This window comes from Bradyrhizobium sp. NBAIM18 (assembly GCF_020193825.1).
Classification (GTDB): Bacteria; Pseudomonadota; Alphaproteobacteria; order Rhizobiales; family Xanthobacteraceae; genus Bradyrhizobium; species Bradyrhizobium yuanmingense.
This window is the reverse complement of record NZ_JADYVO010000002.1, coordinates 418767-442029: the sequence shown is the minus strand read 5'-3', so window position 1 is coordinate 442029 and position 23263 is coordinate 418767. Positions and strand designations below refer to the sequence as shown.

Here is a 23263-nt window from a genome sequence, read left to right as displayed (position 1 = left end):
CATGCAAACGCGACTACCGTCCGTCCCATGGTGTCGGCATGTGCGGTGCCCAACGGCGCGCGCGATGATCTGCCTTCCCGCTGGCGGGTCGTTTCCTCACGATTCAGATACTAGTCGTGGCTGCTTGGTAACGCTATCATTTTGTTCGCCGCGCCCGCGCCCGATACGGCTGGCCTGCTGTCCGAACGTCGCGCCGACGAGCTTTGCCGCTCGATCACCTTGAAGCCGAGATCGAGCACCGGCTGCTCCGGGCGGCGGCCCTCGATCGCGTCGATCAGCATGGTGGCGGCCGTCTTGCCCATCTCATAGCGGTTGGTGCGGACGCTGGTGAGGGTGGGGACGGCGGCGGCCATGAATTCGAGATCGTTGAAGCCGACGATCGCGATCTGCCCGGGGACTGTGATCTCCCGGCGCCGGCATTCGAACAGCACGCCGAGCGCGAGGTCGTCGTTGGCGCAGAACACCGCATCGATGTCCGGCTCGCGCGCCAGCAGATCGGTGAACAGGGCGCCGCCGAGCGTCACCGAGGTCGGCGTCGCCGTCGTGACCACCAGGCGCTGGTCGAACGATCCGGCGTCCTTCATGGCCGAGACATATCCGTCCAGCCGCCGCTGCACCCTGGGATCCATCCTCGCGCCGACGAAGCCGACCTTGCGGTGACCTTGCTCGAACAGATGCGCGATCGCCGCGCGGGCCGCATCATAGTGCGAAAAGCCGATCATCATGTCGACCGGGTCCGGGCCTATCTCCATGATCTGCACGATCGGACAGTCCGCGGCCTGAAGCATCGCGCGGGACTCCGCGGTCTGGTCGATGCCGGTGACGATCAGCCCGGCCGGCTTCTGTGCCAGAAACAGACGCAGCAACTTCTCTTCCTGGAGAATGCTGTAGCGCGTGTTGGACAACTGGATCGAGTAGCGGCTGCCTTCGGAGGCGTCATAGATGCCGCGCAGCACGTCCGAGAACACGTTGTTGGTGAGCGATGGGATCAGGACACCGATGACCTCGGTGCGTTGCGAGGCGAGGGCGCGCGCGGCAAGGTTGGGCACATAGCCGAGCTCCTTGGCGGCGCTCTCGACCCGCGTCCGCTTGGCGACCGACAGGGCCTCCGGATTGCGGAAAAAGCGCGACGCGGTAATCGGGCTGACGCCGGCGAGCTCGGCCACTTCGGCCAGCCGGATTTTGCCTGACTTGGTGCGTTTTCGACCCATTAGCTGCTCTTAACACAGTCAGTCCCGCAAACAAAGGAACGTTGACAGCGCTACCAGCAACGACTAACCAAAGACAAATTGCCAAAACCGCACAAAGTACCGACAATGTTGCCCGCTAATATCGGGCCTGGTTCGGTAAAGTCCGAAAAACAAGACGGTCGCGGCGCGAGAGGCGCCGTCGACTTTCGAGGAGGGAGCTAGATGTCGTCTGTGCAAATCCGCGACGTGCGGAAATCGTTCGGCAATTTTGAAGTCCTGCACGGCGTGACGATTCCGATCGAGGACGGCCAGTTCGTCGTCCTGGTCGGCCCCTCCGGCTGCGGCAAGTCGACGCTTCTGCGCATGCTCGCCGGCCTCGAGAACATCACTTCCGGGACGATCTCGATCGGCGACCGCGTCGTCAACAATGTCCAGCCCAAGGAGCGGGACATTGCGATGGTCTTCCAGAACTACGCGCTCTATCCGCACATGACGGTCGCCGACAACATGGGCTTCTCGCTCAAGTTGCGGAATGCCAGCTCGGACGAGATCAACAAGCGCGTCAAGCGCGCCGCCGAGATCCTCGCGCTGTCGCCGCTGCTCGACCGCTATCCGCGACAGCTCTCCGGCGGTCAGCGCCAGCGCGTCGCCATGGGCCGCGCCATCGTGCGCGATCCGCAGGTGTTCCTGTTCGACGAGCCGTTGTCGAACCTGGACGCCAAGCTGCGCGTGGCCATGCGCACCGAGATCAAGGAGCTGCACCAGCGGCTGAAGACGACGACCGTCTACGTCACCCACGACCAGATCGAGGCCATGACCATGGCCGACAAGATCGTTGTCATGCATGACGGCATCGTCGAGCAGATGGGCACCCCGCTCGAGCTCTACGACAAGCCCGACAACCAGTTCGTCGCCGGCTTCATCGGCTCGCCTGCCATGAACTTCCTCAAAGGCCATGTGCGCGTCAACGGCGTTGCGAGCTTCGAAGGACCGAACGGCGTCAAGCTCCCGCTCAAGACCGCGCCCGCCAATTCCGACGGCCGTCCTGCGGTCTATGGCGTGCGGCCGGAGCACTTCACCATCGCCGATGACGGCGCCGAGGCCGAGATCATCGTCGTCGAGCCGACCGGCTCGGAGACGCAGGTGTTTGCCAAGCTCGGCGGCGAGCAGGTCGTCGCGGTCTTCCGCGAGCGTCACCAGTTCAATCCGGGCGACAAGGTGCGGCTGAAGCCCGAGCCATCGCTGGTCCATCTGTTCGACGATGCGACGGGCAAACGCATGAACGCCTAACGCATCAGACGACAAGGCATAAGACGACAAAAAGCATCACAGGGAGGACAACATGCAAGACTTTACCCGCCGGTCTCTGCTTCAAGGCGGCACCGCTTTGGCTGCGACCGGCATGCTGACGGGGCCGGCACTGTTCGACTTCGCCAAGGCCTGGGCGCAGAGCGCGCCCTGGAAGGCCGAGCCGGGCGCCAAGCTGACCGTGATGCGCTGGAAGCGCTTCGTGCCGGCCGAGGACGATGCGTTCAACGCGATGGTGGCGGCGTTCAAGGCCGCGACCGGCACCGAGATGAACACCTTCAGCGAGTCCTTCGAGGACGTGCAGCCGAAGGCCTCGGTTGCGGCCAATACCGGCTCCGGCCTCGATCTCGCCTGGGGTCTGCACACCCTGCCGCAGCTTTTCCCGACCAAAGTGCTGAAGATGAACGATGTCGCCGATTATCTCGGCAACAAATACGGCGGCTGGACCGATGCGGCGGCCAAAACCTGCAAGCTCGGCAACGACTGGCTCGGCATTCCCGTCGCGACCAACGGCGGTTACATGACCTACCGCAAGTCGGCGCTCGACAAGGCTGGCTTCAAGGAATTCCCGAAGGACTTCCCCGGCTTCCTCGAGATGTGCAAGGCGCTCAAGGCCAACAACACGCCGGCCGGCTTCGCGCTCGGTCACGCCTCGGGCGATGGCAATTCCTGGCTGCACTGGGTGCTGTGGGGCCACGGTGCCTACACGGTCGACCAGAACGACAAGATCGTCATCAATTCGCCGGAGACGGCGAAGGCGCTGGAATATTGCAAGGCGCTGTACGACAGCTTCATTCCGGGCACGGCGTCCTGGAACGATTCCTCCAACAACAAGGCGTATCTCGCCGGCGAGCTCTATTGCACGGCGAACGGCATCTCGATCTACGTCGCCGCCAAGACCGATCCCAGCAAGAAGGAGCTCACCGAGGACACCTATCACGCGCTCTGGCCGGTCGGTCCGGTCGGCAAGCCGACCGAGCTGCAGCTGGCGCTGCCGATCCTTGCCTTCAACTTCACCAAATATCCGAATGCTGCGAAGGCCTTCGTCGCCTTCATGCTGGAGAAGGAGAACTACGAGAAGTGGCTGGCCGGCGCGCAGGGCTATCTGACGCAGACCCTGAACGCCTATGAATCGGCGCCGATCTGGACGGCCGATCCCAAGAACGCCGTGTTCTCGCAGGCTTCCAAGCGCACGCTGCCGGCGTCGGGCATCGGCACCGTCGGCGAGAAGGCGGCAACCGCGATCGCCGACTTCATCGTCGTCGACATGTTCGCCAATTACTGCACCGGCGCCAAGGATGCGAAGGGCGCGATGGCGGAAGCCGAGCGCCAGCTGAAGCGCATCTATCGCTGAACAGTCACGGGGCGGGCGCCTCTTCGGCCGCCCGCCCGTCAACATTTCGATCAGGGATATCGGGCATGGCTGATGTCGCAATTCCCCGGGCCAAGCCTCAGATGACCGAGGCTGGCGCCTGGGCCCAGCTTAAACACAATCGCAATTGGCTCGGCTTCTGGTTCATGGTGCCGGCCATGGTGTTCCTGATCTTCTTCCTGGCCTATCCGCTGGGGTTGGGCATCTGGCTGTCCTTCACCGACACGCGCATCGGCAGGGTCGGACAGTTCATCGCCTTCGAGAACTACGAATGGTTGTGGGACGATTCCATCTTCTGGCTGTCGGTGTTCAACACGCTGCTCTACACCTTCGTCGCCAGCGCCTTCAAATTCGGCATCGGCCTTTACCTCGCGCTGCTGCTCAACGAGCACATGCCGTTCAAGGCGATGCTGCGCGCGATGGTGCTCATCCCCTTCATCGTTCCGACGGTGCTCTCCGCGCTCGCCTTCTGGTGGATCTTCGACTCGCAATTCTCGATCATCTCCTGGTCGCTGAAGCAGCTCGGCCTGATCAACCAGAACATCAACTTCCTCGGCGACACGACCTGGGCACGCATTTGCGTGATCTTCGCCAATATCTGGCGCGGCGTGCCGTTCGTGGCGATCACGCTGCTCGCAGGCCTGCAGACCGTCTCACCCTCGCTCTATGAAGCGGCGACGCTCGACGGCGCTACGCGCTGGCAGAATTTCCGCTACATCACCTATCCGCTGCTGACGCCGATCATCGCCGTCGTGATGACCTTCTCGGTGCTCTTCACCTTCACGGACTTCCAGTTGATCTGGGCGATGACGCGTGGCGGCCCGGTCAACGCCACTCATCTGATGGCGACCCTGTCCTATCAGCGTGCGATCATCGCCGGCCAGCTCGGCGAGGGCGCCGCGATCTCCAGTGCGATGATCCCGTTCCTGCTCGCCGCCATCATGGTGTCCTGGTTCGGCCTGCAGCGTCGCAAGTGGCAGCAGGGAGAAAACAATGACTGATCTCCCCACCTCGCGGATCGATCTCAAGGCCGTCCTGCATAGCTCGGCTCCGACAGTCGCGAAGGATGATCACAGCGAGGGCATGAGCTATCTGCAGTCGGTGCCGCGCAGGCTGGTGACGCTGTACCTGCCGCTCGCCATCATCGTCGTCGTCCTGCTGTTCCCGTTCTACTGGATGGCGCTGACCTCGGTGAAGCCCGACGAGCAGCTGCTCGACCTCGACAAGTACAATCCGTTCTGGACTTGGAATCCGACTTTCAAGCACTTCCACAAGCTGTTGTTCGAGAGCTACTATCCGTACTGGCTCTGGAACACGATGTATGTGGCGATCTGCGCGACGGTGCTCTCGATCATCGCCTCGGTGTTCGCCGCCTACGCCATCGTGCGCTTGCGTTACAAGGGCGCCAATCTCGTCGGCGGCCTGATCTTCCTCGCCTATCTGGTACCGCCGTCGATCCTGTTCATTCCGCTCGCCACGGTCGTGTATCAATACGGCCTGTTCGATTCGCCGCTGGCGCTGATCCTGACCTATCCGACCATCCTGATCCCGTTCTCGACCTGGCTGTTGATGGGCTATTTCAAGACCATCCCCTTCGAGCTCGAGGAATGCGCGCTGATCGACGGCGCGAGCCGCTGGCAGATCCTGGTCAAGATCGTCGTGCCGCTGGCCATTCCCGGCCTGATCTCGGCCTTCATCTTCTGCTTCACGCTGTGCTGGAACGAGTTCATCTACGCCCTGACGTTCCTGCAATCGACCAGCAACAAGACGGTGCCGGTCGCGATCGTCAACGAGTTCGTGGACGGCGATATCTACCGCTGGGGCTCGCTGATGGCGGGCGCGCTGGCCGGCTCGCTGCCGCTCGTGATCCTTTACGCCTTCTTCGTGGAGCATTATGTGTCGGCGATGACCGGCGCCGTGAAGGAATGATCGCGGGGCTTGCCGAGGGGCGCGCCAATTGTTTCAAGAGCGGCGCGCTTCGGCCAATAAGAAGGAGTTGAGCTCTTGCACATTCTGGTTCTCGGCGCCGCCGGCATGGTCGGCCGCAAACTCTGTGAACGGCTGCTGCGCGACGGCCGGCTCGGCAAGAGCGACATCACGAAATTGACCATGCACGACGTGGTCGAGCCCAGGAAGCCGGAGAAGGCCGGCTTCCCGGTCGAGACCGTGTCGGGCGATTTCGCAGTCCCCGGTGCCGCCGAGAAACTGATCGCAGGTCGCCCCGACGTGATCTTCCATCTCGCCGCGATCGTCTCCGGCGAGGCCGAGCTCGATTTCGACAAGGGCTATCGCATCAATCTCGACGGCACGCGGATGCTGCTCGATGCGATACGCCTTGCGGGCGGCGGCTACAAGCCGCGCGTGGTGTTCACGTCCTCGATCGCAGTGTTCGGCGCGCCGTTTCCCGATGCGATCGGCGACGAGTTCTTCCATACCCCGCTGCTCAGCTACGGCACGCAGAAGGCGATCGGCGAACTTCTGCTCGCCGATTATTCCCGCCGGGGCTTCCTCGACGGCATCGGCATCCGCCTGCCGACCATCTGCATCCGGCCGGGCCTGCCCAACAAGGCGGCATCGGGCTTCTTCTCCAACATTCTGCGCGAACCGCTCGCCGGCAAGGAAGCGATCCTCCCGGTCTCCGAGGACGTCCGCCACTGGCACGCGACGCCTCGCTCGGCCGTCGGCTTCCTGCTTCACGCCGGCACCATGGATCTCGCCACTGTCGGCCCGCGCCGCAACCTGACCATGCCGGGCCTGTCGGCCACGGTCGGCGAGCAGATCGCCGCCTTGAAGCGGGTTGCGGGCGAGAAGGTCGCCGCGCGCATCAAGCGCGAGCCCGATCCCTTCATTGTCGGCATCGTCGGCGGCTGGCCGCGCAATTTCGATGCCAGGCGGTCGCGCGAACTCGGCTTCACCACCGCCGAGAAGACGTTCGACGATATCATCCGCATTCACATCGAAGACGAGCTCGGCGGCAATTTCGTCGCCTGAGCTCGGACTGAGCGGGCCCTGATGATGGCGAGCGTTGCTTGCATCGGCGAATGCATGGTCGAGCTGCGGCAGGCCCAGGGCGGCGCGTCCGCCGGGCAGGGGCAGGGCGGTGGCCTGTACTCACGCGGCTTCGGCGGCGACACCCTCAACACGGCGGTGTATCTGGCGCGGCTGGACGTCAAGGTCGATTATCTCACCGCGCTCGGCGATGACGCCCTGAGCGACGAGATGGTCGCTGCCTGGAATGCGGAAGGCGTCGGCACGCGGCGTGTCGTGCGGCTCGCGGGCAAGCTGCCCGGCCTCTACATGATCCAGACGGACGGCAAGGGCGAGCGCCAGTTCTTCCATTGGCGCGACAGTGCGGCCGCGCGCCAGCTGATGGGCCTGCCGGAGACGGACGAGCTGCTCAACTCGCTGATGAGCTACGACGTCGTCTATCTCTCTGCGATCACGCTCTCGATCTACGACGCGGCCGGGCGCGAGCGCCTGTTCGGCGCCATCAAGCGCGCGCGCCTGCTCGGCACTCGCTTCGTGTTCGACACCAATTTCCGCGCGCGCGGCTGGCCGGACCGCGATATCGCGCGGGAGGTGTTTGCGACCGCCTTCGCAGCCGCCGACATCGTGCTGACCTCGACCGAGGATCTGCTCGCCCTCCATCCCGGCGAAAGTCACGACCAGCTGATGGCGCGTATCCCAACCCCGGAACTGGTGTTCCGTCTGCCCGAGCCGGTGAGCCTGTTGCGCTACCCCGGCGGCGCCAGCGAGGTCCGCGCCGAGCCCATGACCAAGCCCGTGGTCGATACCACCGCCGCCGGCGACAGCTTCGCCGCGGCCTATATCGCGGCCCGGCTCGCCGGCGCCGAGCCGGTGGAGGCGGCCCTATCAGGACATCGGCTCGCCAGCCTCGTGATCTGCTATCCCGGCGCCATCATTCCGGGCTATGCCATGCCGCCGAAGAAGCGGCACCGGCCGGCGGCGTCCCGCCAGGCCAACAATTAGACAGCGACCAAATGAATCGAGACCCATGACCACGGCTGCCCAACAGAACCACCTCGTCGCGCTGTTCAAGGCTGCGACCGTCATTCCCGTCCTCACCATCGAGCGCATCCAGGATGCGGTGCCGCTGGCGCGCGCGCTGGTTGCCGGCGGTGTCCGCACGCTGGAGGTGACCTTGCGCACCCCCGTTGCGATCGAGGCGGCGCGCGCGATGATGACCGAGGTCCCCGAGGCGGTCGTGGGTATCGGCACCATTCTCAACCCGTCCGACTTCAGCCGGGTCGAGAAGCTCGGCGTCGCGTTCGGCATCAGCCCGGGCCTGACCCCCGATCTGCTCAAGGCCGCGACCGACAGCTCCTTGCCGTTCGCGCCGGGGATTGCCACGGCCTCGGAACTGATGATGGCGCTGTCCTACGGTTTTGACGTCGCAAAGTTCTTCCCGGCGGAGCAGGCCGGCGGCATCAAGGGCCTGCGCGCCCTCGGCGGGCCGTTCCCGAACGTGCGGTTCTGCCCGACCGGCGGGGTGGGCGAGGCCAATGCCGCGACCTGGCTGGCCGAACCCAATGTCGTTGCGGTCGGCGGGTCCTGGCTGTGCCCGACGGCGGAAATCCGGGCCGGGAACTGGGCCGGCATAACTGCCATCTGCGAGCGGACCCTCAAGGCGCTGAAAGCCGCGTGAAGTCTTGCCATCCCTGGGCTAAGACTTAGCTCAGGAAGAGGCCTCCAGGGAGAAATGACCATGACCGCCAGCATCGTCGGATGGGCGCATACGCCGTTCGGCAAGTTCGACACCGAAACCGTCGAAAGCCTCGTCACCCGCGTCGCCAATGAGGCGCTGGCGGATGCCGGCATTTCGGCCGGTGATGTCGACGAGATCGTGCTCGGGCATTTCAACGCCGGCTTCTCGCCGCAGGATTTCACGGCGTCGCTGGTACTGCAGGCCGATCCCAAGCTGCGCTTCAAGCCGGCGACCCGTGTCGAGAACGCCTGCGCCACGGGATCTGCTGCCGTGCATCAGGGCCTGCGCGCGATTGCCGCAGGGGCGGCCAAGATTGTGCTGGTCGTCGGCGTCGAGCAGATGACGCGCACGCCGAGCGCCGAGATCGGCAAGAACCTGCTCAAGGCTTCCTACCTCCCTGAGGACGGCGACACGGTCGGCGGTTTCGCCGGCGTGTTCGGCAAGATCGCCAGCTCCTATTTCCAGAAATACGGTGACCAGTCCGATGCGCTGGCGCTGATCGCGGCCAAGAACCACAAGAACGGCGTCGCCAATCCCTTCGCCCAGATGCGCAAGGACTTTGGCTTCGACTTCTGCCGCGCCGAGAGCGAGAAGAACCCCTATGTCGCCGGCCCGCTGAAGCGGACGGACTGCTCGCTGGTCTCCGACGGCGCCGCTGCGCTGGTGCTGGCCGATGCCGAGACGGCCAAGGGCATGACCAAGTCGATCGGCTTCCGCGCCACTGCGCACGCCCAGGACTTCCTGCCGATGAGTAAGCGCGACATCCTGCAGTTCGAGGGCTGCACGGTCGCCTGGCAGCGGGCGCTGGAGAAGGCCGGTGTCACGCTGTCCGATCTCTCCTTCGTCGAGACCCATGACTGCTTCACCGTCGCCGAGCTGATCGAGTACGAAGCGATGGGTCTGACGCCGAAGGGGCAGGGCGCCCGCGCCATCAAAGAAGGCTGGACGCTGAAGGACGGCAAGCTGCCGGTCAACCCGTCAGGCGGCCTGAAGGCCAAGGGCCATCCGATCGGTGCCACCGGCGTCTCCATGCATGTGATGACCGCGATGCAGCTCGCGGGCCAGGCGCCCGAGGGCATGCAGCTCAAGAACGCCAAGCTCGGCGGCATCTTCAACATGGGTGGCGCGGCCGTCGCCAACTACGTCTCCGTCCTGGAGCCGCTGAAGTAGTTTGATCCTGTAGGGTGGGCAAAGGCGCCATACGCCATGCCCGCCTTATTTCTTTGCGTTAGATCATGGTGGGCTCGCGCGGCCCCCTTAATGCTCTGATTGATTTTGCGGGAAATGCATCATGAGCACTAACTACGAAGATTCACTGTCGATGGACGCACTCAACGATCGTATCGCGATCCTCGAAGACAATATCCGCCAGCTCATCGAGCAGGCCGCTGCCGCCTCCGGCGAGCAGAACGAGTCGCGCATCGCCGACCGGATCAATCAGCAGAATGACGAACTCGACCGGCTCCTGAAGATCCGGGAATCCCGTCAGAAGAAATAGCGGCCGACGTCGCCCCGCGGCGCATGCCGCCATACGCCGCCCGCCCTTGCGCGAGCGGCGGCACTGCCGTTAGCTGGACCGAAATCGCGTGGGCAGTTGGGCTCGGCGCAATCGGGAGCGAACGATGGGGCCGCTGAAAGGCATCAAGGTCGTCGACATGACCACCGTGCTGATGGGCCCTTATGCGACCCAAATGCTCGGCGATTACGGTGCCGACGTCGTCAAGGTGGAATCGCTGGACGGCGACGTCACCCGCCTGATCGGCCCGATGCGTCACGCCGGCATGGGGCCGGTGTTTCTCAACACCAACCGCAGCAAGCGCTCGATCTGCCTCGATCTGAAGAAGGCTGCGGGGCGCGAAGCCGTGCTGCGGCTTTTGAAGGACGCCGACGTCCTGGTCTACAACGTCCGCCCGCAGGCGATGGCGCGGCTTCAGCTCGGCTACGACGTCGTCTCCGCCATCAACCCGCGCCTGGTCTATGCCGGCGTGTTCGGCTTCGGCCAGGACGGGCCCTATGCCGCAAAACCCGCTTACGACGACCTGATCCAGGGCGCGACTGCGCTTCCAGCGCTGATGGCGCAGACTGGCGACGGCGTGCCGCGCTACGTGCCGAACGCCTTGGTCGACCGTATCGTCGGACTCACCGCGGTCGGCGCGATCTGCGCCAGCCTCGTGCACCGCGACCGCACCGGCCGCGGCCAGCGTCTGGACATTCCGATGTTCGAGACCATGGCCGGCTTCGTCATGGGCGACCACATGGGCGGGCTCACGTTCGAGCCGCCGCTCGACAAGGGCGGCTATGCCCGCCATCTCTCGCGCGACCGCAGGCCCTACAAGACCTCGGACGGCTATCTCAGCGTCATCGTCTACAACGACAAGCAGTGGGAGAACTTCTTCAAGGCCACGGGGCGCGACGAGCTGCGCGCCGATCCCAAATTTGCAACCTTCGCCGGCCGGGCCGCCAATATCAATGTGGTGTATGCCGAGCTCGCCCGCATCTTCGAGACGCGGACCACGGCGGAATGGATCGACCTGCTGACGAAAGCCGACGTGCCTGTCATGCCGATGCACGATCTCGCCTCGATCCTGCACGATGAGCATCTGGAGGCGACCGGCTTTTTCCCGGTGGTGACCCATCCGACCGAAGGTCCGATCCGCAGCATGAAGGTGACGGCGACCTGGTCCGAGACCGAAGCCGAGCCGGTACGCCTGGCGCCGCGGCTCAACGAGCATGGCGCGGAGATCTTGCGCGAGATCGGCTATTCCGCTGACGAGATCGCAGCCATGGTGCGCGACGGCGTCACGCGCGTGGCGCCGGAGTAGGGAGAGTGGAGATGACCACGCTTCTCTCATCCGTCATTCCGGGGCGCGCCCACTTGGGCGCGAGCCCGGAATCCATTCATCCTCCGCACATGCCGTTCGATGGATTCCGGGCTCGCGACTTCGTCGCGCACCGGAATGACGGTGGAGAAATGGCACCATGAGCTTCATCACCGGCGTCGGCCTCACGTCGTTCGGCAAGCACGAGGGCTCCTCCTCGCTCGACCTGATGAGCGAGGCCGCGCAAGCCGCGCTCGACGATGCCGGCCTCGAGCGCACCGACATCGACGGGATTCTCTGCGGCTATTCCACGGTCTCCCCGCACATCATGCTCGCCACCGTCTTCGCCGAGCATTTCGGCATCCGCCCGTCCTACGCTCATGCCGTCCAGGTCGGCGGCGCCACGGGTCTTGCGATGACGATGCTTGGACATCATCTCGTCGCGTCAGGCGTCTGCCGGAACGTTCTGGTGGTCGCTGGCGAGAACCGGCTCACCGGGCAGAGCCGCGATGCCTCGATCCAGGCGCTGGCGCAGGTCGGCCATCCCGACTACGAGGTGCCGTTAGGACCGACCATTCCCGCTTATTACGGCCTCGTTGCCAACCGATACATGCACGAATACGGCGTGACCGAAGAGGATCTCGCCGAATTCGCGGTGCTGATGCGTGCCCACGCCTGCACCCATCCCGGCGCGCAATTCCACGATCCCATCAATGTCGCCGACGTCATGGCCTCCAAGCCAGTGGCGCTGCCGCTCAAGCTGCTCGATTGCTGCCCGGTCTCCGACGGCGGCGCGGCGTTCGTTGTCAGCCGCGAGCGAACCGGGGAAGCGGGCGTGCGTATCCGCGGCTGCGCCCAGGCCCACACGCATCAGCATGTCACGGCAGCGCCCGCCCTCAGCGAGCTTGGCGCCGAGATCTCCGTCGCGCGTGCAAAGGCGACCACGGGTCTCGCGATCTCCGACGTGCGCTACGCCGCGATCTATGACAGCTTTACGATCACGCTCGCGATGCTGCTGGAAGACCTCGGTCTCGCCGGCCGCGGCGAGGCGGCCGCGCGCGTACGCGCCGGCCATTTCAGCCGCGACGGCGCGATGCCGCTGAACACCCATGGCGGCCTGCTCAGCTACGGCCATTGCGGCGTCGGCGGCGCCATGGCGCATCTCGTCGAGGCGCATTTGCAGATGACGGGGCGGGCGGCTAGCCGCCAAGTCCGCGACGCCTCGATTGTACTGCTGCACGGCGATGGCGGCGTGCTGTCGTCTCACGTCAGCATGTTCCTGGAGCGGGTCAGATGAGCGAGCGTCTGGCGGACTGGACCAAGGGTGAAGAGGCCATCACCTACCAGATTTGCACCGCATGCGGGCATGTACAGTATTTTCATCGGGCCTTCTGCGCAGCTTGTGGCGAATCGGACCCGCGCGAGCAGCGCGCCAGTGGCAAGGGCAGGGTGTATGCGACCTCGTTGGTCTGCCGCGCGGCAACGCCCGAGACGCGCGCGCACGTGCCCTACAACATCCTGCTGGTCGATTGCGCCGAGGGCTTTCGCATGATGGCCCATGGCGAGCATGACCTCGCCATTGGCGATTCGGTCATCGCAAGCTTCAAGCCGTTTGCCGGCAATCTGGTGCCGTTCTTTGCCCAAACCAAATAGGGAAACGCGAATGTAGCCCGGATGGAGCAGCGAAATCCGGGATTCGCACCTCGCGGACAGACTTCCCGGATTGCGCTGCGCTTCATCCGGGCTACACGCCAACAGAGGGGATCCGTCATTCGGGGGCGGTCATGCGACCGAGCCTGGAACGGGAATTCTGGGCTTGGCTTGTGCGAGAGCCACCCCGGAATGACGAAAACGCTGAGCACCTGATCCGGAAAAGTGTGAAGCAGTTTTCCGAAAAGATCATGCGCAATCGAAATACTCTAACGCCCGTAGAACAAGATGCTGGCGATGACGAGCATCGCCGTCACCGCCAGCATATGCGCGAGCGCTCCCGAGGCCGCCCCCTTGGTGGCTTCCTTCATGCCGTTTTCTCCCTAGACTTGGGCGTGACTCATCGTTGCGCGGTGAGCGCATACGACGGCCAATTGTTTTTACTCGGAACACCCCTTGCGAGTATCCGCCGCGATTTGTCCCCCCGCGGCGAATATCGACTGTGTCAGGGTCGATCAGCAATGCGGCGGCAATTTGACTCGATGATGTTGCTCGTGCGTCCCCACGCGAATAGAGTCTTCGGGAACCTTCGCCAATGGCGACAAAAAGCATCAAAAGATCAGGGAAAACTTCAGGAAAATCATGGCCCGCATTCAGTACAGCGACCCGTCCAAGGCATCCGACCGCACCCGCGAAATCCTCGACAAGAACCGCCATGCCAACATCTTCCGGATGATGGCGCATTCGCCGAGTTACTTTGAGCAATATTGCCGCCTCGGGGGCGCAATCAGGCACAAGGGCGAGCTCGACCCCATCGTGCGCGAGCTTGCGATCACCCGTACCGGCATCCTGTGCGAGGCACCCTATGAGATCGTCGCGCACAAGCGCATCGGCAAGAATGTCGGCGTCACCGACGAGCAGAACGAGGCGCTCGAGAACTGGCAGGCCGCATCCTGCTTCAACGAGGTGCAGCGCGCCGCGCTCGCCTTCACCGACGAGATCGTGAAGCTGACGAAGCCGACGGATGCGACCTTCAAGGCGATCGCATCGAAGCTGACGCCAGCGGCGCTGGTCGAGCTCCAGCTCTCGGTCGGCTTCTACATCATGACGTCAAAATTCCTGGAGACGTTCGAGATCGACCTCCAGCCCGTCACCGAAGTGGTGGGCTGATCCAAAGCTCGGCTTGCGAGGGATGCTCATGACAATCGATGAATATGCGGCCTGGGCCGCAACCATTGCCAAAGTCGACGAGCATCCGTCGAACGAGCGGTTGTCTTATCTCGGGCTGGGCCTTGCCGCTGAGGCGGGCGAGGTCGCCGAGCACATCAAGAAGCTCCTGCGCGACGACTGGCTCGACAAGGCCGGTCTCGTCGAAGAGCTTGGCGATGTCGTCTACTACTGGGCCTGCCTGTGCGCCGCCACCGGTCAGCAGCCGTCCGCGCTGCTCAACGCCAGTGCCGCCAAGATAAGGCGACGCATCAGCGAAGCGGCGAGCCGTTAATGTAAGCTTGAGCTGGGAAGTCCGGCGTTTGGGCCGGGCTTGTCCCGGCCATCCACGACTTGCCAATCGGTACGGAGAACGTGGATGCCCGGGACAAGCCCGGGCATGACGATCTGTTGCGCATGAACCGCTCACGTCGAGGTCAGAATATCCACCTTGGCGTTGGCGACGATCAGGCGGTCGGCCAGGAGCTGGGCCAGGTTGCGCATGACGCATTCGCTGGCGCGGGGGTGCTGCTTGCGGAAGCGCTCGAAATCCTTCAGCGGGACCTCGCATGCCGTCGCTGCCATGTCGGCGAACACGTCGGCGGAGCGGGTTTGTTCCAGCAGCGCCATCTCGCCGAACGCCATGCCGGCGGTGAGCGTCGCCAGCCTGACGCCATCGGGCAAGGTGACGTGCACAGCGCCGCTGCGCAGGAAGTACAGGGCATCGGCGGGGTCGCCGGCCGTGAGGATTTTGGCGCCGGATTGATAGGTCCTGATGGTGCAGAGCGAGGCGAGATCCGTCAGCTCTTCCTCGCTCAGCCCGGTCAGCAGCGGCTGGTCGGCTAGCTCGGTGGTCTCGTGAAAATCGATCGAGCCGCCGTAGCGATAGACGATCTGGTCTTCGGCCCATTCGATCGCAGTGTCGAGCAGATAGAAATCGCGCACGTTCTTCAGCTCAGCGGTCCATTCTCGTAACGTATTCCATTCCTTGGAGGCGCGCCGGACGCCCGACAAGACCACCGTGACATTCAGCGCGGCCAATTCCTCGAACGCTTCGGCCACAAGTCGTGCGCCGGCCCGCGTAGTCGAGGTCACGCGGTGGAGATCGAAGATCACGAATTGCGGCCGCGGTCGTCCCGCGAGCCGGCGCGAGACGTAATCCACCGCCGACAGCGACAGCGTGCCGACCAGTTCGATGATGCGCACCTCCTGCTCGTGGGCCGCCAGGATCTCGCGCTCCTGCGGGCGGCGCACGCGGCGCGACGGGCTCTTGCCGATGTCGTAGTCGGCGATGACGGCGTTGCGTGCGTCGTCGCTGCGGTTGAGCATGTGCAGGTCGTAATGCGAGGACAGCGCCTCGCACACCTTGATGCCGCGCACGCTGTTGCCGTGCTTGTCGAGCTTTGGCGAATAGCTGCCGAGGCCGAGGCGGGCAGGGAGCGCGGCCAGGATGCCGCCGCCGACGCCGCTCTTGGCGGGGATGCCGATGCGGTAGATCCACTCGCCGGCATAGTCGTACATGCCCGACGACGTCATCACCGAAAGTGTGCGCGAGATCGCGTAGGCGCTCAGCACCTGCTCGCCGGTGACCGGATTGATGCCGCGATTGGCGAGCGTTGCCGCCATCACCGCGATATCGCGCGCGGTCACCAGCACGGCGCATTGCCGGAAATAGACGTCGAGCACGCCGGCGACGTTGTCCGAGATCACCGCGTTGGTCTTGAGCAGATAGCCGATGGCGCGGTTGCGGTCGCCGGTCTGGCTCTCGGAAGCATAGACGGCGTCGTCGACGGAAAGGTCGCGGCCAGCAAAACGGCTGAGCGCAAGGCGGATCTGCTCGAAAGCCTCCGCGCCCTTGCTGTCGTAGATCAACCCGGTGCAGGCGATCGCGCCGGCATTGACCATCGGGTTGAACGGATGGTTCTCGGAATTGAGCCGGATCGAGTTGAAGGGATCGCCGGAGGGCTCGACGCCGATCGCGCCTTCGACCTTGCCGGCGCCGAGCAGGTCCAGTGCCAGCGCGAACACGAAGGGTTTCGACATCGACTGGATGGTGAAGGGCACCCGGCTGTCCCCGACTTCATAGACATGGCCGTCCAGCGTCGCCAGGCTGATGCCGAAATAGGCAGGGTCGGCCTTGCCGAGCTCGGGAATGTAATCGGCGACATGGCCCGACGTTTCGGCGGAGAATTCGCTGAGGCAATTGTCCAGAAACCGCAGCAGGGGCGGCTTCGAACGGGTCCAAGCGCTGGCGAGAGGCGAGAGCGGTTTCATCGCCTCCCTTGTGCAACGCAATCAGGGCACGCGCAACCCATCCGGCATCACAGGCGGGCGCCGGACCAAGAGAAGCGCGATCAGGATCGTCGGCAGCAGGATGCCAAGGCCGAGCAGCGTCACTTGCATCTGCGACAGCGGCATGATGCCGCCGCCGGGGGTCGCCACCACGAAGCCGCCGATCACCAGCAGCACACGGATGGGCCATTCCAGGCTGCCTGTGCCGCGCAAGTCCCCGACGAAAGGCTGGTAGCCCTGGATGCCGCCGCAGATGAACAGCGTACCGAAGGCAGCCAGGCCCATCAGGCCGAGGCCGGCGAGATAGGGGCTTGGTCCCTGCAGCACCAGCGCCGGATTGAGCACGAAGAAGAACGGCAGGAAATAGATGATGCTGCCGACCCACATCGATTCCCAGCCCGTCTTCATGGCCGGCGAGCCGGCGATGCCGGCGGCCGCGAAGGAGGCGATCGCGACCGGCGGAGTGATCGATGACAGCATACCCCAGTAGAAGATGAACATGTGCACGGCCATGCGGTTGAGGCCGAGCTTCTCCAGCGCCGGCGCGACCAGGATGGCGAGGAAGATGTAGCAGGCCGTCGTCGTCAGCCCAAGGCCGAGAATGAGGCTGGTGAGCGCGCACATGCCGAGCAGCAGGAAGGCGTTGTCGCCGGCAATGTGCAGGAGGTCGTTGGCAAGGCTCGACACCACACCTGTCATCGAGAACGCGCCGATCAGCAGGCCGCAGCCGGCGAGAATACCGACCAGCTCGACGAAGGTGCGGCCGTTGACCTCTAGGAACTTGCCGATCGTCGCAAATGTCCAGCGCGTGTCCTTCGAGAAGAACTGGTTGAGCACGAGAAGCAGCGCAGTGGCGTAGAATGGCGCGTGGCTCTCCCGCTTGAAATAGAGCAGCATCACGATCAGAAGCGCGATGACGAAGACGTAGTACCAGCCGTCCTTGATCGTATCCATGATCCGCGGCAGCTCGGCGCGGGGAATACCCTTCAGCTTGTGGCGCGCCGCGTAGGCATCGACCTGCATGAAGAGGCCGACGTAATAGAGCACGGCCGGAATGATTGCAGCGAGGGCGACATCGGCGTAGCTGACGTTGAGGAATTGGGCGATCACGAAAGCGGTCGCACCCATCACTGGCGGCGCCAGCACGGCGCCGGTCGAGGCGCAGGCCTCGATCGCGGCGGCATAGGAGGCGCGAAAGCCGCTCTTCTTCATCACGGGGATGGTCATGGTGCCGGCGGTGAGCACGTTGGAGATGATCGAACCCGACATCATGCCGAGCAGGCCGCTGGCAAAGATACAGACTTTTGCCGCGCCGCCGCGGAAGGTGCCGCACAGCGCGAAGGCGAGGTTGATGAAGAATTTTCCGGCGCCCGTCATCATCAGCGCGGTGCCGAATACCAAAAAGCCGATCACGGTGTCGGCGAAGGCCTGGATGGGAATGCCGAGCAGGCTCTCGCCCGAGAGCACGTGATAGGCGGTCGCCTGCTCGAGCGTCGATTGCGTGCCACGGAACGGCCCGAGCCAGCCAGCCTCCGCGAACAGCGGATAGACGGTGAAGGGCAGCACGCTGAGGAGCAGGCTCCAGCCGCCGGTGCGGCGCAACGCTTCCATCAGCATCACCCACATCACGAGGCCTGCGGCGATCACCGTGTTGGGCGCGCCGCCGAATTCCCAGCCGGCCTCCGCCCCCTTGCGCACGTTAACCATCAGTATGAGCGCCGCCGCGAAGGTCACGACGAATAAGACGAGGTCATACCAGGGAACGCGGTCGAGCGGCGCGCGGCCGGTGCCCGGAAAGATCAGGAACGTGAATGGCAGCATCAACGCGATCAGGAGATAGAAATATTCCGTGTTGAGCTGGGTGAAGCCGATGAAAAAGCGCAGCGAGAATTGCTGGTTGATGCAGAGCAGGATCGTCGCCGCGGTCGCAACGATCAGCGTCCAGCGCCACGCGCCGCGCAACGTGCGGACGCGCGTGACTTCCGCTTCCTGCATGTTGCCGGCGGCGCCATGGGGATCATCGAACACGACGCGCTTGGGCTCGTCTTGCGGGACGGTGGAAGTGGAAGAGGACATCATCGATCCCGCGCGTGGGCTGGTGAACGCAATCAGGCAAACGGCAGTTGTTTGAACCGCTCTGGCCGCGCGCTCAACCTCTTCCGCGTGCGGGAGAGGTCGGCGCGAAGCGCCGGGTGAGGGCTTTCTCCTCTGGGGGAATCCCAGCGCGGAGGCACCCTCTCCTCAACCCTCTCCCGCAAGCGGGAGAGGGGGCGCACTTCTCGCGAGGCAACGATCACGCCTAACAACACCTCACTCTATTCCTCGAACCCGTTCGGCATGCCCGCTTTCGCTAGCGCGGCGGCACGCGCCTTCGTCCAGCCGTCGAGGAACGCCTTGTCGTCCGACGGCGGATTGGACTTGCCGTAATCGGCCCAGGCGGCCGCCAGCACCTCCTGCCGCTTGATCAGCTGGTTGTTGTGTGCCTCCTGAGCGTCGCTCCATTGGCCGGCCTCTTTCAACGCCTTCACCGCGCCGGGATGCACCGGCACCACCCAGTTCTTGGTCTGGCGGTTGGCCGCGAGTCCGCCGGCGCCGGGCGCGGAGTCCTTATAAGCGTCGTAGTTGACGATCATCGCCTTGGTGATCGCATAGACCTGGTCGGCCGGTTGCGAGGCGTAGGCGACGAAGATCGGGTAGGGATAATTGCCGAGCTCGATCGGCTTCTCCGGCGAGATGCCGGCACCGCAAGTCGCAAGCTGCGGGAAGAAGAACGAGCCGACCTTCTGCATCCGCGCCCAGCCTTCCTTGTCCTTGGCGGGCAGCGGTGGCCAGATCAGGCCGCGCGGCGAAGTCTCGGCCTCCTTGGCGGGGCCGGTGATGGTGGTGCCGAAGGCGGCATCGACGTCGTTGTTGATCAGCCCTTTCCACATCGCGCCGTAGCTGGCGAACTCGACAGCCTTGACGTCCTTTTGCGTCAGCCCGGCGAAGGCGAGCACCGCGAGCGAGTTCTGGTTCAGCGCGGGCGAGCCGACCACGAAGCCGACGCGCTTGCCCTTGAGGTCCTTCAGCTCCTTCACGCCGGTGTCGGCGGCCACCGCAAGCGAGGCGCAATTGCAGTCGACGGTCGAGAGCAGGGTCTGCAGCGGCTGCGGACCCCATTCCTTCGAGCCGAACTCGAACACGCCTTCCTGCGCGAAGTAGGTGCCCGACCCCATCGCCGCGGAAACCGCGCGCTTGGCGCGCAGCGGCGCGAGGCGCGCGACGTCGTTGCCTGCGGGGAGCACGCGCACGTCGGTGCCGTACTTGTCCTTCATCATCTTGCCGACGCCGACCGCGATGTTGAATCCGGCGGTGCCGGTGTCATAGGCGGTGAAGGTCAATGTCGCCGGCAGCTTGATGTCTTCGGCGGACGAATAGCGTGTAGACGCAAAAGAAATGCCCGCCACCAGAGCAGGCGCGAGCACGAGCAGCCCACGAAGCATGTTTCCCTCCAATGATCTTCGCTTTGCCGCGAAGATTTTCATTCTTTGTTTGAAACAACGTTTTGTTTGAAACCGATCATGTCACCGCGATCAAGCGATGGCAACGCCATACAGCGCGCGTGGGAATGCGACTGACACATTGTCGCGGAAAAGACCGGATAAGACGCTCAGCTCGCGACGATCGCTATCGCCTGTCCCTCCGCAACGACGTCATCGACCTTTACCAGAAGCGATGTGAGGGTGCCGTTTGCGGGCGAGGGCACTGGGATCTCCATCTTCATCGCTTCGACCACCACAACGTCATCGCCATCCGCGACGGTTCCTCCAACTTGCACGGGAGTTGCGCAGATGCGTCCCGCGACCTCCGTGACGATCTTAATTTCTGGCATGCCATCGCCTTTTTGTTGTCGTCGCAAAATGCCTGAGGTAGCGTCGTCTGCAAGTGGAATTTAATTCCGCACAGCGGAACACAACGGTAGGGATCATGGGACGACGTTCGGAGCGGTTGAGCAGGCAAGGTGCGCTCGCTGGCGAAGCCGGTGAGGGTGATGTGATCCAGGTGGTGTCGCGCGCGTTCGACGTATTGCGATGCTTCGAGGGCCACGAGGCGCGACTCGGCAATCTCGAGATTTCAAATCGCTGCGGTCTGCCGCGCTCGACGGTATCGCGGCTCACGCATACGCTGACCCGCATGGGCCAGCTCGTGTATCTCCCGCGCGACCAGAAGTATCGCATCGGCCCGAGCGCGGTGGCGATGAGTGCTTCGATGATGAAGGGCGCGCAGCTGCGCAGCATGATTCGCCAGCGGCTGCAGGAAGTCGCCGAGCAGCTGCCGGGCACGGTCGGCTTCGTCGTCCCCGACCGCTTCCATCTCGTCTATCTCCAGTTCGCGCGTTCGGCGACTGCGCTCGGCCTGCACGAGGGCACCGGCAGCCGCATCTCGATGGCCTCGACCGCCGCGGGCGCGGCCTACACCGCGGCGCTCGCGCCGGAAGTGGGTGATGCCTTCGTCGCGGACATGGAGCGGGAAGCGCCCGAGGCTGCGAAGATTCTCAAGCCCCGCATCGAGGCCAACCGGCAGATGCTGCGCGAGCGCGGCTATGTCGTCGCCTGCGGCCTGTGGAGCCCGCACATCAACGGCCTCGCGGTGCCGATCTGGTCGCCGCAGTACCAGACCTTCGTGGTCATCACGATCGGCCTTCTGTCGGCGATGTATGACGAGCAGCGTCTGCACGAGGAAGTCGCACCGCTGATGCTCCAGCTTGGCCGCTCGCTCGGCAGCCTGATGGAAGGCGCGGAAGGCGACGCCTTCAACAACCGTATCTCGCGTAAGCCGGTCGCCATGGCCGTGCACAACAATAACAAGCCGATCCATTCGGAGGGAGTGAATGAACTGGAAGCCGGAACTCGACGAGCTCGCCCGGCGCGAAGCCTTCGCGCGGGAGATGGGCGGCGTTGACAAGGTCAAGCGACAGCATGACCAGGGCCGGCTGACTGTTCGGGAGCGTATCGACAAGCTGATCGACAAAGGCAGCTTTCACGAGATCGGTGCCGTCTCCGGCATCGGTGAGTACGATTCCAGCGGCGATCTGAAGAAGCTCACGCCGGCCAATTGCGTGTTCGGCCGCGCGCGCGTCGACGGCCGCACATTGGTCGTGGTCGGCGACGATTTCACCGTGCGCGGCGGCTCGGCGGATGCGTCGATCTCGGCCAAGCCGCTGATGGCGGAGGAGATGGCGCACGATTTCCGCCTGCCCATCGTCCGCATCATCGAAGGCTCCGGCGGCGGCGGCTCGGTCAAGACCATCGAGACCAAGGGCGCGGCCAATCTGCCCGGCGGCATCGGCGGCACGCGCTGGTATCGCTTCACGACGGAGAATCTGTCGCGCGTGCCGGTGGTCGCGCTCGGCCTCGGCTCGGTGGCGGGCCTGGGCGCCGCGCGTCTTGCCGCCAGCCACTATTCCATCATGACGCGGAAGTCCGCGATGTTCGTCGCGGGTCCGCCGGTAGTGAAGGCGCTGGGGCAGGACCTTACCAAGGAGGAGCTCGGCGGCGCCGATATCCAGACCCGCGCCGGCGCGGTGGATCATGCGGTCGACACCGAGGAGGAGGCGTTCGCCTGCGCGCGGCGCTTCCTCTCCTACCTGCCGTCATCGGTCTACGAGCTGCCGCCGACCTTGCCCTGCACGGACAGTCCTGAACGTAGCGACGAAGCGCTGATGAACGCGGTGCCGCGCAACCGCAAGCAGGTCTACAAGATGCGGCCGATCATCGAGTCCGTCGTCGACAAGGGCTCGTTCTTCGAGGTCGCCAAGAACTTCGGCAAGCCGATCATTGTCGGTCTCGCGCGGCTCGAGGGCAGGGCGGTGCTGTTGCTCGCCAGCGACAGCTTTCATTACGGCGGCTCCTGGACCGCGGATGCCTGCCAGAAAGTGGTGCGCTGGGTCGACTTCGCCGAGACCTTCCACCTGCCGGTCGTCTATCTCATGGATTGCCCCGGTTTCATGATCGGCCTTGATGCGGAGAAGGCCGCCACCATCCGCCACGGCGTGCGTGCCATGGCGGCGGTGAACCAGACCACCGTGCCCTGGTGCACCGTGATCCTGCGCAACGCCTTCGGCGTCGCCGGTGTCGTGCACCAGCCGGCCGACCGCTTCTCGATCCGCTATGCCTGGCCCTCGGCCTATTGGGGCTCGCTGCCGCTCGAAGGCGGCATCGAAGCCGCCTACCGCGCCGACATCGACGCGGCGGAAGACAAGGCGGCGAAGCTGAAGGAGATCGAGGAGCGGCTCAACAAGCTCCGCTCGCCGTTCCGCTCGGCCGAAAAATTCTGGGTCGAGGAGATCATCGATCCCAGGAAGACGCGATCGCTGCTGTGCGAGTTTGCCCGGCTCGCGGAGCCGCTGCGAAAGCCGGGGCCGCCGGAGAATATGACGATCAGGCCGTAGCATCCTTGTGCCAAGTCATGACGCTCGTGCCCCGGACGCAGCGCGCCGCTGCCCTGGCGATGCGAAGCATCGTCCAGTTCAGCAGTGCGCTGCAGAGCCGGGGCCCATGCCACAGCGAATCCGGAGCCTCCTGGGTCCCGGCTCAGCGCCGCAACGCTTGAAGCGTTGCACTGCGTCCGGGACACGAGGTGCGGCATCGACACAATCCAAGACACTTCCACGGCAAAACAATAACGCGGTAAGCTCCGCCAACAAGAACAAGAGGAAGCG

The 23263-nt window shown here is 64.3% G+C and carries 21 protein-coding genes; 16 read left to right on the top strand and 5 right to left on the bottom strand.

Annotated elements, in window-relative coordinates; all coding sequences use genetic code 11:
* Positions 1-110 precede the first annotated feature (110 nt).
* A complete protein-coding gene (locus I6F17_RS06170) occupies positions 111-1211 on the bottom strand; it encodes a LacI family DNA-binding transcriptional regulator (protein ID WP_225124260.1) in 1101 nt (366 codons plus the stop codon).
* 201 nt (positions 1212-1412) lie between these two features.
* Between I6F17_RS06170 and ugpC the strand changes: the two genes are divergently transcribed.
* The 14 genes from ugpC (at position 1413) to I6F17_RS06100 (ending at position 14566) form a co-directional block, all read left to right on the top strand.
* Positions 1413-2480: a sn-glycerol-3-phosphate ABC transporter ATP-binding protein UgpC gene (gene ugpC, locus I6F17_RS06165; RefSeq protein WP_036001178.1), complete on the top strand. Its 1068-nt coding sequence runs from the start codon at positions 1413-1415 to the stop codon at positions 2478-2480.
* Between the two features lie 52 nt (positions 2481-2532).
* Positions 2533-3852 (top strand): ABC transporter substrate-binding protein, encoded by a 1320-nt coding sequence (locus I6F17_RS06160; RefSeq protein ID WP_225112195.1) that lies wholly within the window; start codon positions 2533-2535, stop codon positions 3850-3852.
* Between the two features lie 65 nt (positions 3853-3917).
* Complete coding sequence (locus tag I6F17_RS06155; RefSeq protein WP_085972022.1) at positions 3918-4871, top strand: sugar ABC transporter permease; 954 nt, start codon at positions 3918-3920, stop codon at positions 4869-4871.
* Entirely contained in the window at positions 4864-5799 is a 936-nt protein-coding gene (locus I6F17_RS06150) for a carbohydrate ABC transporter permease (RefSeq protein WP_036034295.1), read from the top strand. The genes I6F17_RS06155 and I6F17_RS06150 overlap by 8 nt, the downstream gene beginning before the upstream one ends.
* Before the next feature lie 75 nt (positions 5800-5874).
* Positions 5875-6861, top strand: a complete 987-nt coding sequence (denD, locus tag I6F17_RS06145; RefSeq protein ID WP_036034293.1) for a D-erythronate dehydrogenase — start codon at positions 5875-5877, stop codon at positions 6859-6861.
* A gap of 24 nt (positions 6862-6885) precedes the next feature.
* Positions 6886-7860: a sugar kinase gene (locus I6F17_RS06140; protein WP_225124303.1), complete on the top strand. Its 975-nt coding sequence runs from the start codon at positions 6886-6888 to the stop codon at positions 7858-7860.
* Positions 7861-7885: 25 nt separating this feature from the next.
* A complete protein-coding gene (eda, locus tag I6F17_RS06135; RefSeq protein WP_036022476.1) occupies positions 7886-8536 on the top strand; it encodes a bifunctional 4-hydroxy-2-oxoglutarate aldolase/2-dehydro-3-deoxy-phosphogluconate aldolase in 651 nt (216 codons plus the stop codon).
* A gap of 60 nt (positions 8537-8596) precedes the next feature.
* The gene (locus I6F17_RS06130; RefSeq protein ID WP_027571779.1) at positions 8597-9766 is read left to right on the top strand and encodes an acetyl-CoA acetyltransferase; all 1170 of its coding nucleotides are present in this window, start codon (positions 8597-8599) and stop codon (positions 9764-9766) included.
* A gap of 121 nt (positions 9767-9887) precedes the next feature.
* Positions 9888-10094: a hypothetical protein gene (locus I6F17_RS06125; protein ID WP_036001140.1), complete on the top strand. Its 207-nt coding sequence runs from the start codon at positions 9888-9890 to the stop codon at positions 10092-10094.
* A 124-nt stretch (positions 10095-10218) separates the two neighbouring features.
* Positions 10219-11418: a CoA transferase gene (locus I6F17_RS06120; protein ID WP_225124259.1), complete on the top strand. Its 1200-nt coding sequence runs from the start codon at positions 10219-10221 to the stop codon at positions 11416-11418.
* Positions 11419-11575: 157 nt separating this feature from the next.
* Positions 11576-12712, top strand: a complete 1137-nt coding sequence (locus tag I6F17_RS06115; protein ID WP_225124258.1) for a thiolase family protein — start codon at positions 11576-11578, stop codon at positions 12710-12712.
* Positions 12709-13068: an OB-fold domain-containing protein gene (locus tag I6F17_RS06110; protein ID WP_225124257.1), complete on the top strand. Its 360-nt coding sequence runs from the start codon at positions 12709-12711 to the stop codon at positions 13066-13068. Before I6F17_RS06115 ends, I6F17_RS06110 begins: the two co-directional genes overlap by 4 nt.
* A 639-nt stretch (positions 13069-13707) precedes the next feature.
* Entirely contained in the window at positions 13708-14235 is a 528-nt protein-coding gene (locus tag I6F17_RS06105) for a carboxymuconolactone decarboxylase family protein (protein ID WP_036001128.1), read from the top strand.
* A gap of 28 nt (positions 14236-14263) precedes the next feature.
* Positions 14264-14566 (top strand): nucleoside triphosphate pyrophosphohydrolase family protein, encoded by a 303-nt coding sequence (locus I6F17_RS06100; protein WP_036022497.1) that lies wholly within the window; start codon positions 14264-14266, stop codon positions 14564-14566.
* A 131-nt stretch (positions 14567-14697) separates the two neighbouring features.
* On the opposite strand, the gene glsA is transcribed toward I6F17_RS06100, so the two are convergent.
* The 4 genes from glsA to I6F17_RS06080 form a co-directional block, all read right to left on the bottom strand.
* Entirely contained in the window at positions 14698-16545 is a 1848-nt protein-coding gene (glsA, locus tag I6F17_RS06095; protein WP_225124256.1) for a glutaminase A, read from the bottom strand.
* A gap of 21 nt (positions 16546-16566) precedes the next feature.
* Complete coding sequence (locus I6F17_RS06090) at positions 16567-18642, bottom strand: TRAP transporter permease (protein ID WP_225124255.1); 2076 nt, start codon at positions 18640-18642, stop codon at positions 16567-16569.
* Positions 18643-18878: 236 nt separating this feature from the next.
* Positions 18879-20045: a TAXI family TRAP transporter solute-binding subunit gene (locus I6F17_RS06085; RefSeq protein WP_225124254.1), complete on the bottom strand. Its 1167-nt coding sequence runs from the start codon at positions 20043-20045 to the stop codon at positions 18879-18881.
* A gap of 167 nt (positions 20046-20212) precedes the next feature.
* On the bottom strand, positions 20213-20434 hold the full coding sequence (locus tag I6F17_RS06080) for a biotin/lipoyl-containing protein (RefSeq protein WP_225124253.1): 222 nt from the start codon (positions 20432-20434) through the stop codon (positions 20213-20215).
* A gap of 95 nt (positions 20435-20529) precedes the next feature.
* Here I6F17_RS06080 and I6F17_RS06075 point away from each other — a divergent pair, with 95 nt between their 5' ends.
* Positions 20530-21504 carry a helix-turn-helix domain-containing protein gene (locus I6F17_RS06075; RefSeq protein WP_225124252.1) on the top strand — a complete coding sequence of 325 codons (975 nt, stop codon included), beginning with the start codon at positions 20530-20532 and terminating at the stop codon, positions 21502-21504.
* Positions 21434-22993, top strand: coding sequence for a carboxyl transferase domain-containing protein (locus I6F17_RS06070; protein ID WP_036001111.1), 1560 nt, complete (start codon positions 21434-21436; stop codon positions 22991-22993). The genes I6F17_RS06075 and I6F17_RS06070 overlap by 71 nt, the downstream gene beginning before the upstream one ends.
* Positions 22994-23263 lie beyond the last annotated feature (270 nt).

Bases quoted from the DNA above. Each gene is read 5' to 3' on its own strand.
- I6F17_RS06170 (WP_225124260.1), bottom strand. From the start codon at position 1,211: ATGGGTCGAAAACGCACCAAGTCAGGCAAAATCCGGCTGGCCGAAGTG.
- ugpC (WP_036001178.1), top strand. From the start codon at position 1,413: ATGTCGTCTGTGCAAATCCGCGACGTGCGGAAATCGTTCGGCAATTTT.
- I6F17_RS06160 (WP_225112195.1), top strand. From the start codon at position 2,533: ATGCAAGACTTTACCCGCCGGTCTCTGCTTCAAGGCGGCACCGCTTTG.
- I6F17_RS06155 (WP_085972022.1), top strand. From the start codon at position 3,918: ATGGCTGATGTCGCAATTCCCCGGGCCAAGCCTCAGATGACCGAGGCT.
- I6F17_RS06150 (WP_036034295.1), top strand. From the start codon at position 4,864: ATGACTGATCTCCCCACCTCGCGGATCGATCTCAAGGCCGTCCTGCAT.
- I6F17_RS06140 (WP_225124303.1), top strand. From the start codon at position 6,886: ATGGCGAGCGTTGCTTGCATCGGCGAATGCATGGTCGAGCTGCGGCAG.
- eda (WP_036022476.1), top strand. From the start codon at position 7,886: ATGACCACGGCTGCCCAACAGAACCACCTCGTCGCGCTGTTCAAGGCT.
- I6F17_RS06130 (WP_027571779.1), top strand. From the start codon at position 8,597: ATGACCGCCAGCATCGTCGGATGGGCGCATACGCCGTTCGGCAAGTTC.
- I6F17_RS06125 (WP_036001140.1), top strand. From the start codon at position 9,888: ATGAGCACTAACTACGAAGATTCACTGTCGATGGACGCACTCAACGAT.
- I6F17_RS06120 (WP_225124259.1), top strand. From the start codon at position 10,219: ATGGGGCCGCTGAAAGGCATCAAGGTCGTCGACATGACCACCGTGCTG.
- I6F17_RS06115 (WP_225124258.1), top strand. From the start codon at position 11,576: ATGAGCTTCATCACCGGCGTCGGCCTCACGTCGTTCGGCAAGCACGAG.
- I6F17_RS06110 (WP_225124257.1), top strand. From the start codon at position 12,709: ATGAGCGAGCGTCTGGCGGACTGGACCAAGGGTGAAGAGGCCATCACC.
- I6F17_RS06105 (WP_036001128.1), top strand. From the start codon at position 13,708: ATGGCCCGCATTCAGTACAGCGACCCGTCCAAGGCATCCGACCGCACC.
- I6F17_RS06100 (WP_036022497.1), top strand. From the start codon at position 14,264: ATGACAATCGATGAATATGCGGCCTGGGCCGCAACCATTGCCAAAGTC.
- glsA (WP_225124256.1), bottom strand. From the start codon at position 16,545: ATGAAACCGCTCTCGCCTCTCGCCAGCGCTTGGACCCGTTCGAAGCCG.
- I6F17_RS06090 (WP_225124255.1), bottom strand. From the start codon at position 18,642: ATGATGTCCTCTTCCACTTCCACCGTCCCGCAAGACGAGCCCAAGCGC.
- I6F17_RS06085 (WP_225124254.1), bottom strand. From the start codon at position 20,045: ATGCTTCGTGGGCTGCTCGTGCTCGCGCCTGCTCTGGTGGCGGGCATT.
- I6F17_RS06080 (WP_225124253.1), bottom strand. From the start codon at position 20,434: ATGCCAGAAATTAAGATCGTCACGGAGGTCGCGGGACGCATCTGCGCA.
- I6F17_RS06075 (WP_225124252.1), top strand. From the start codon at position 20,530: ATGGGACGACGTTCGGAGCGGTTGAGCAGGCAAGGTGCGCTCGCTGGC.
- I6F17_RS06070 (WP_036001111.1), top strand. From the start codon at position 21,434: ATGAACTGGAAGCCGGAACTCGACGAGCTCGCCCGGCGCGAAGCCTTC.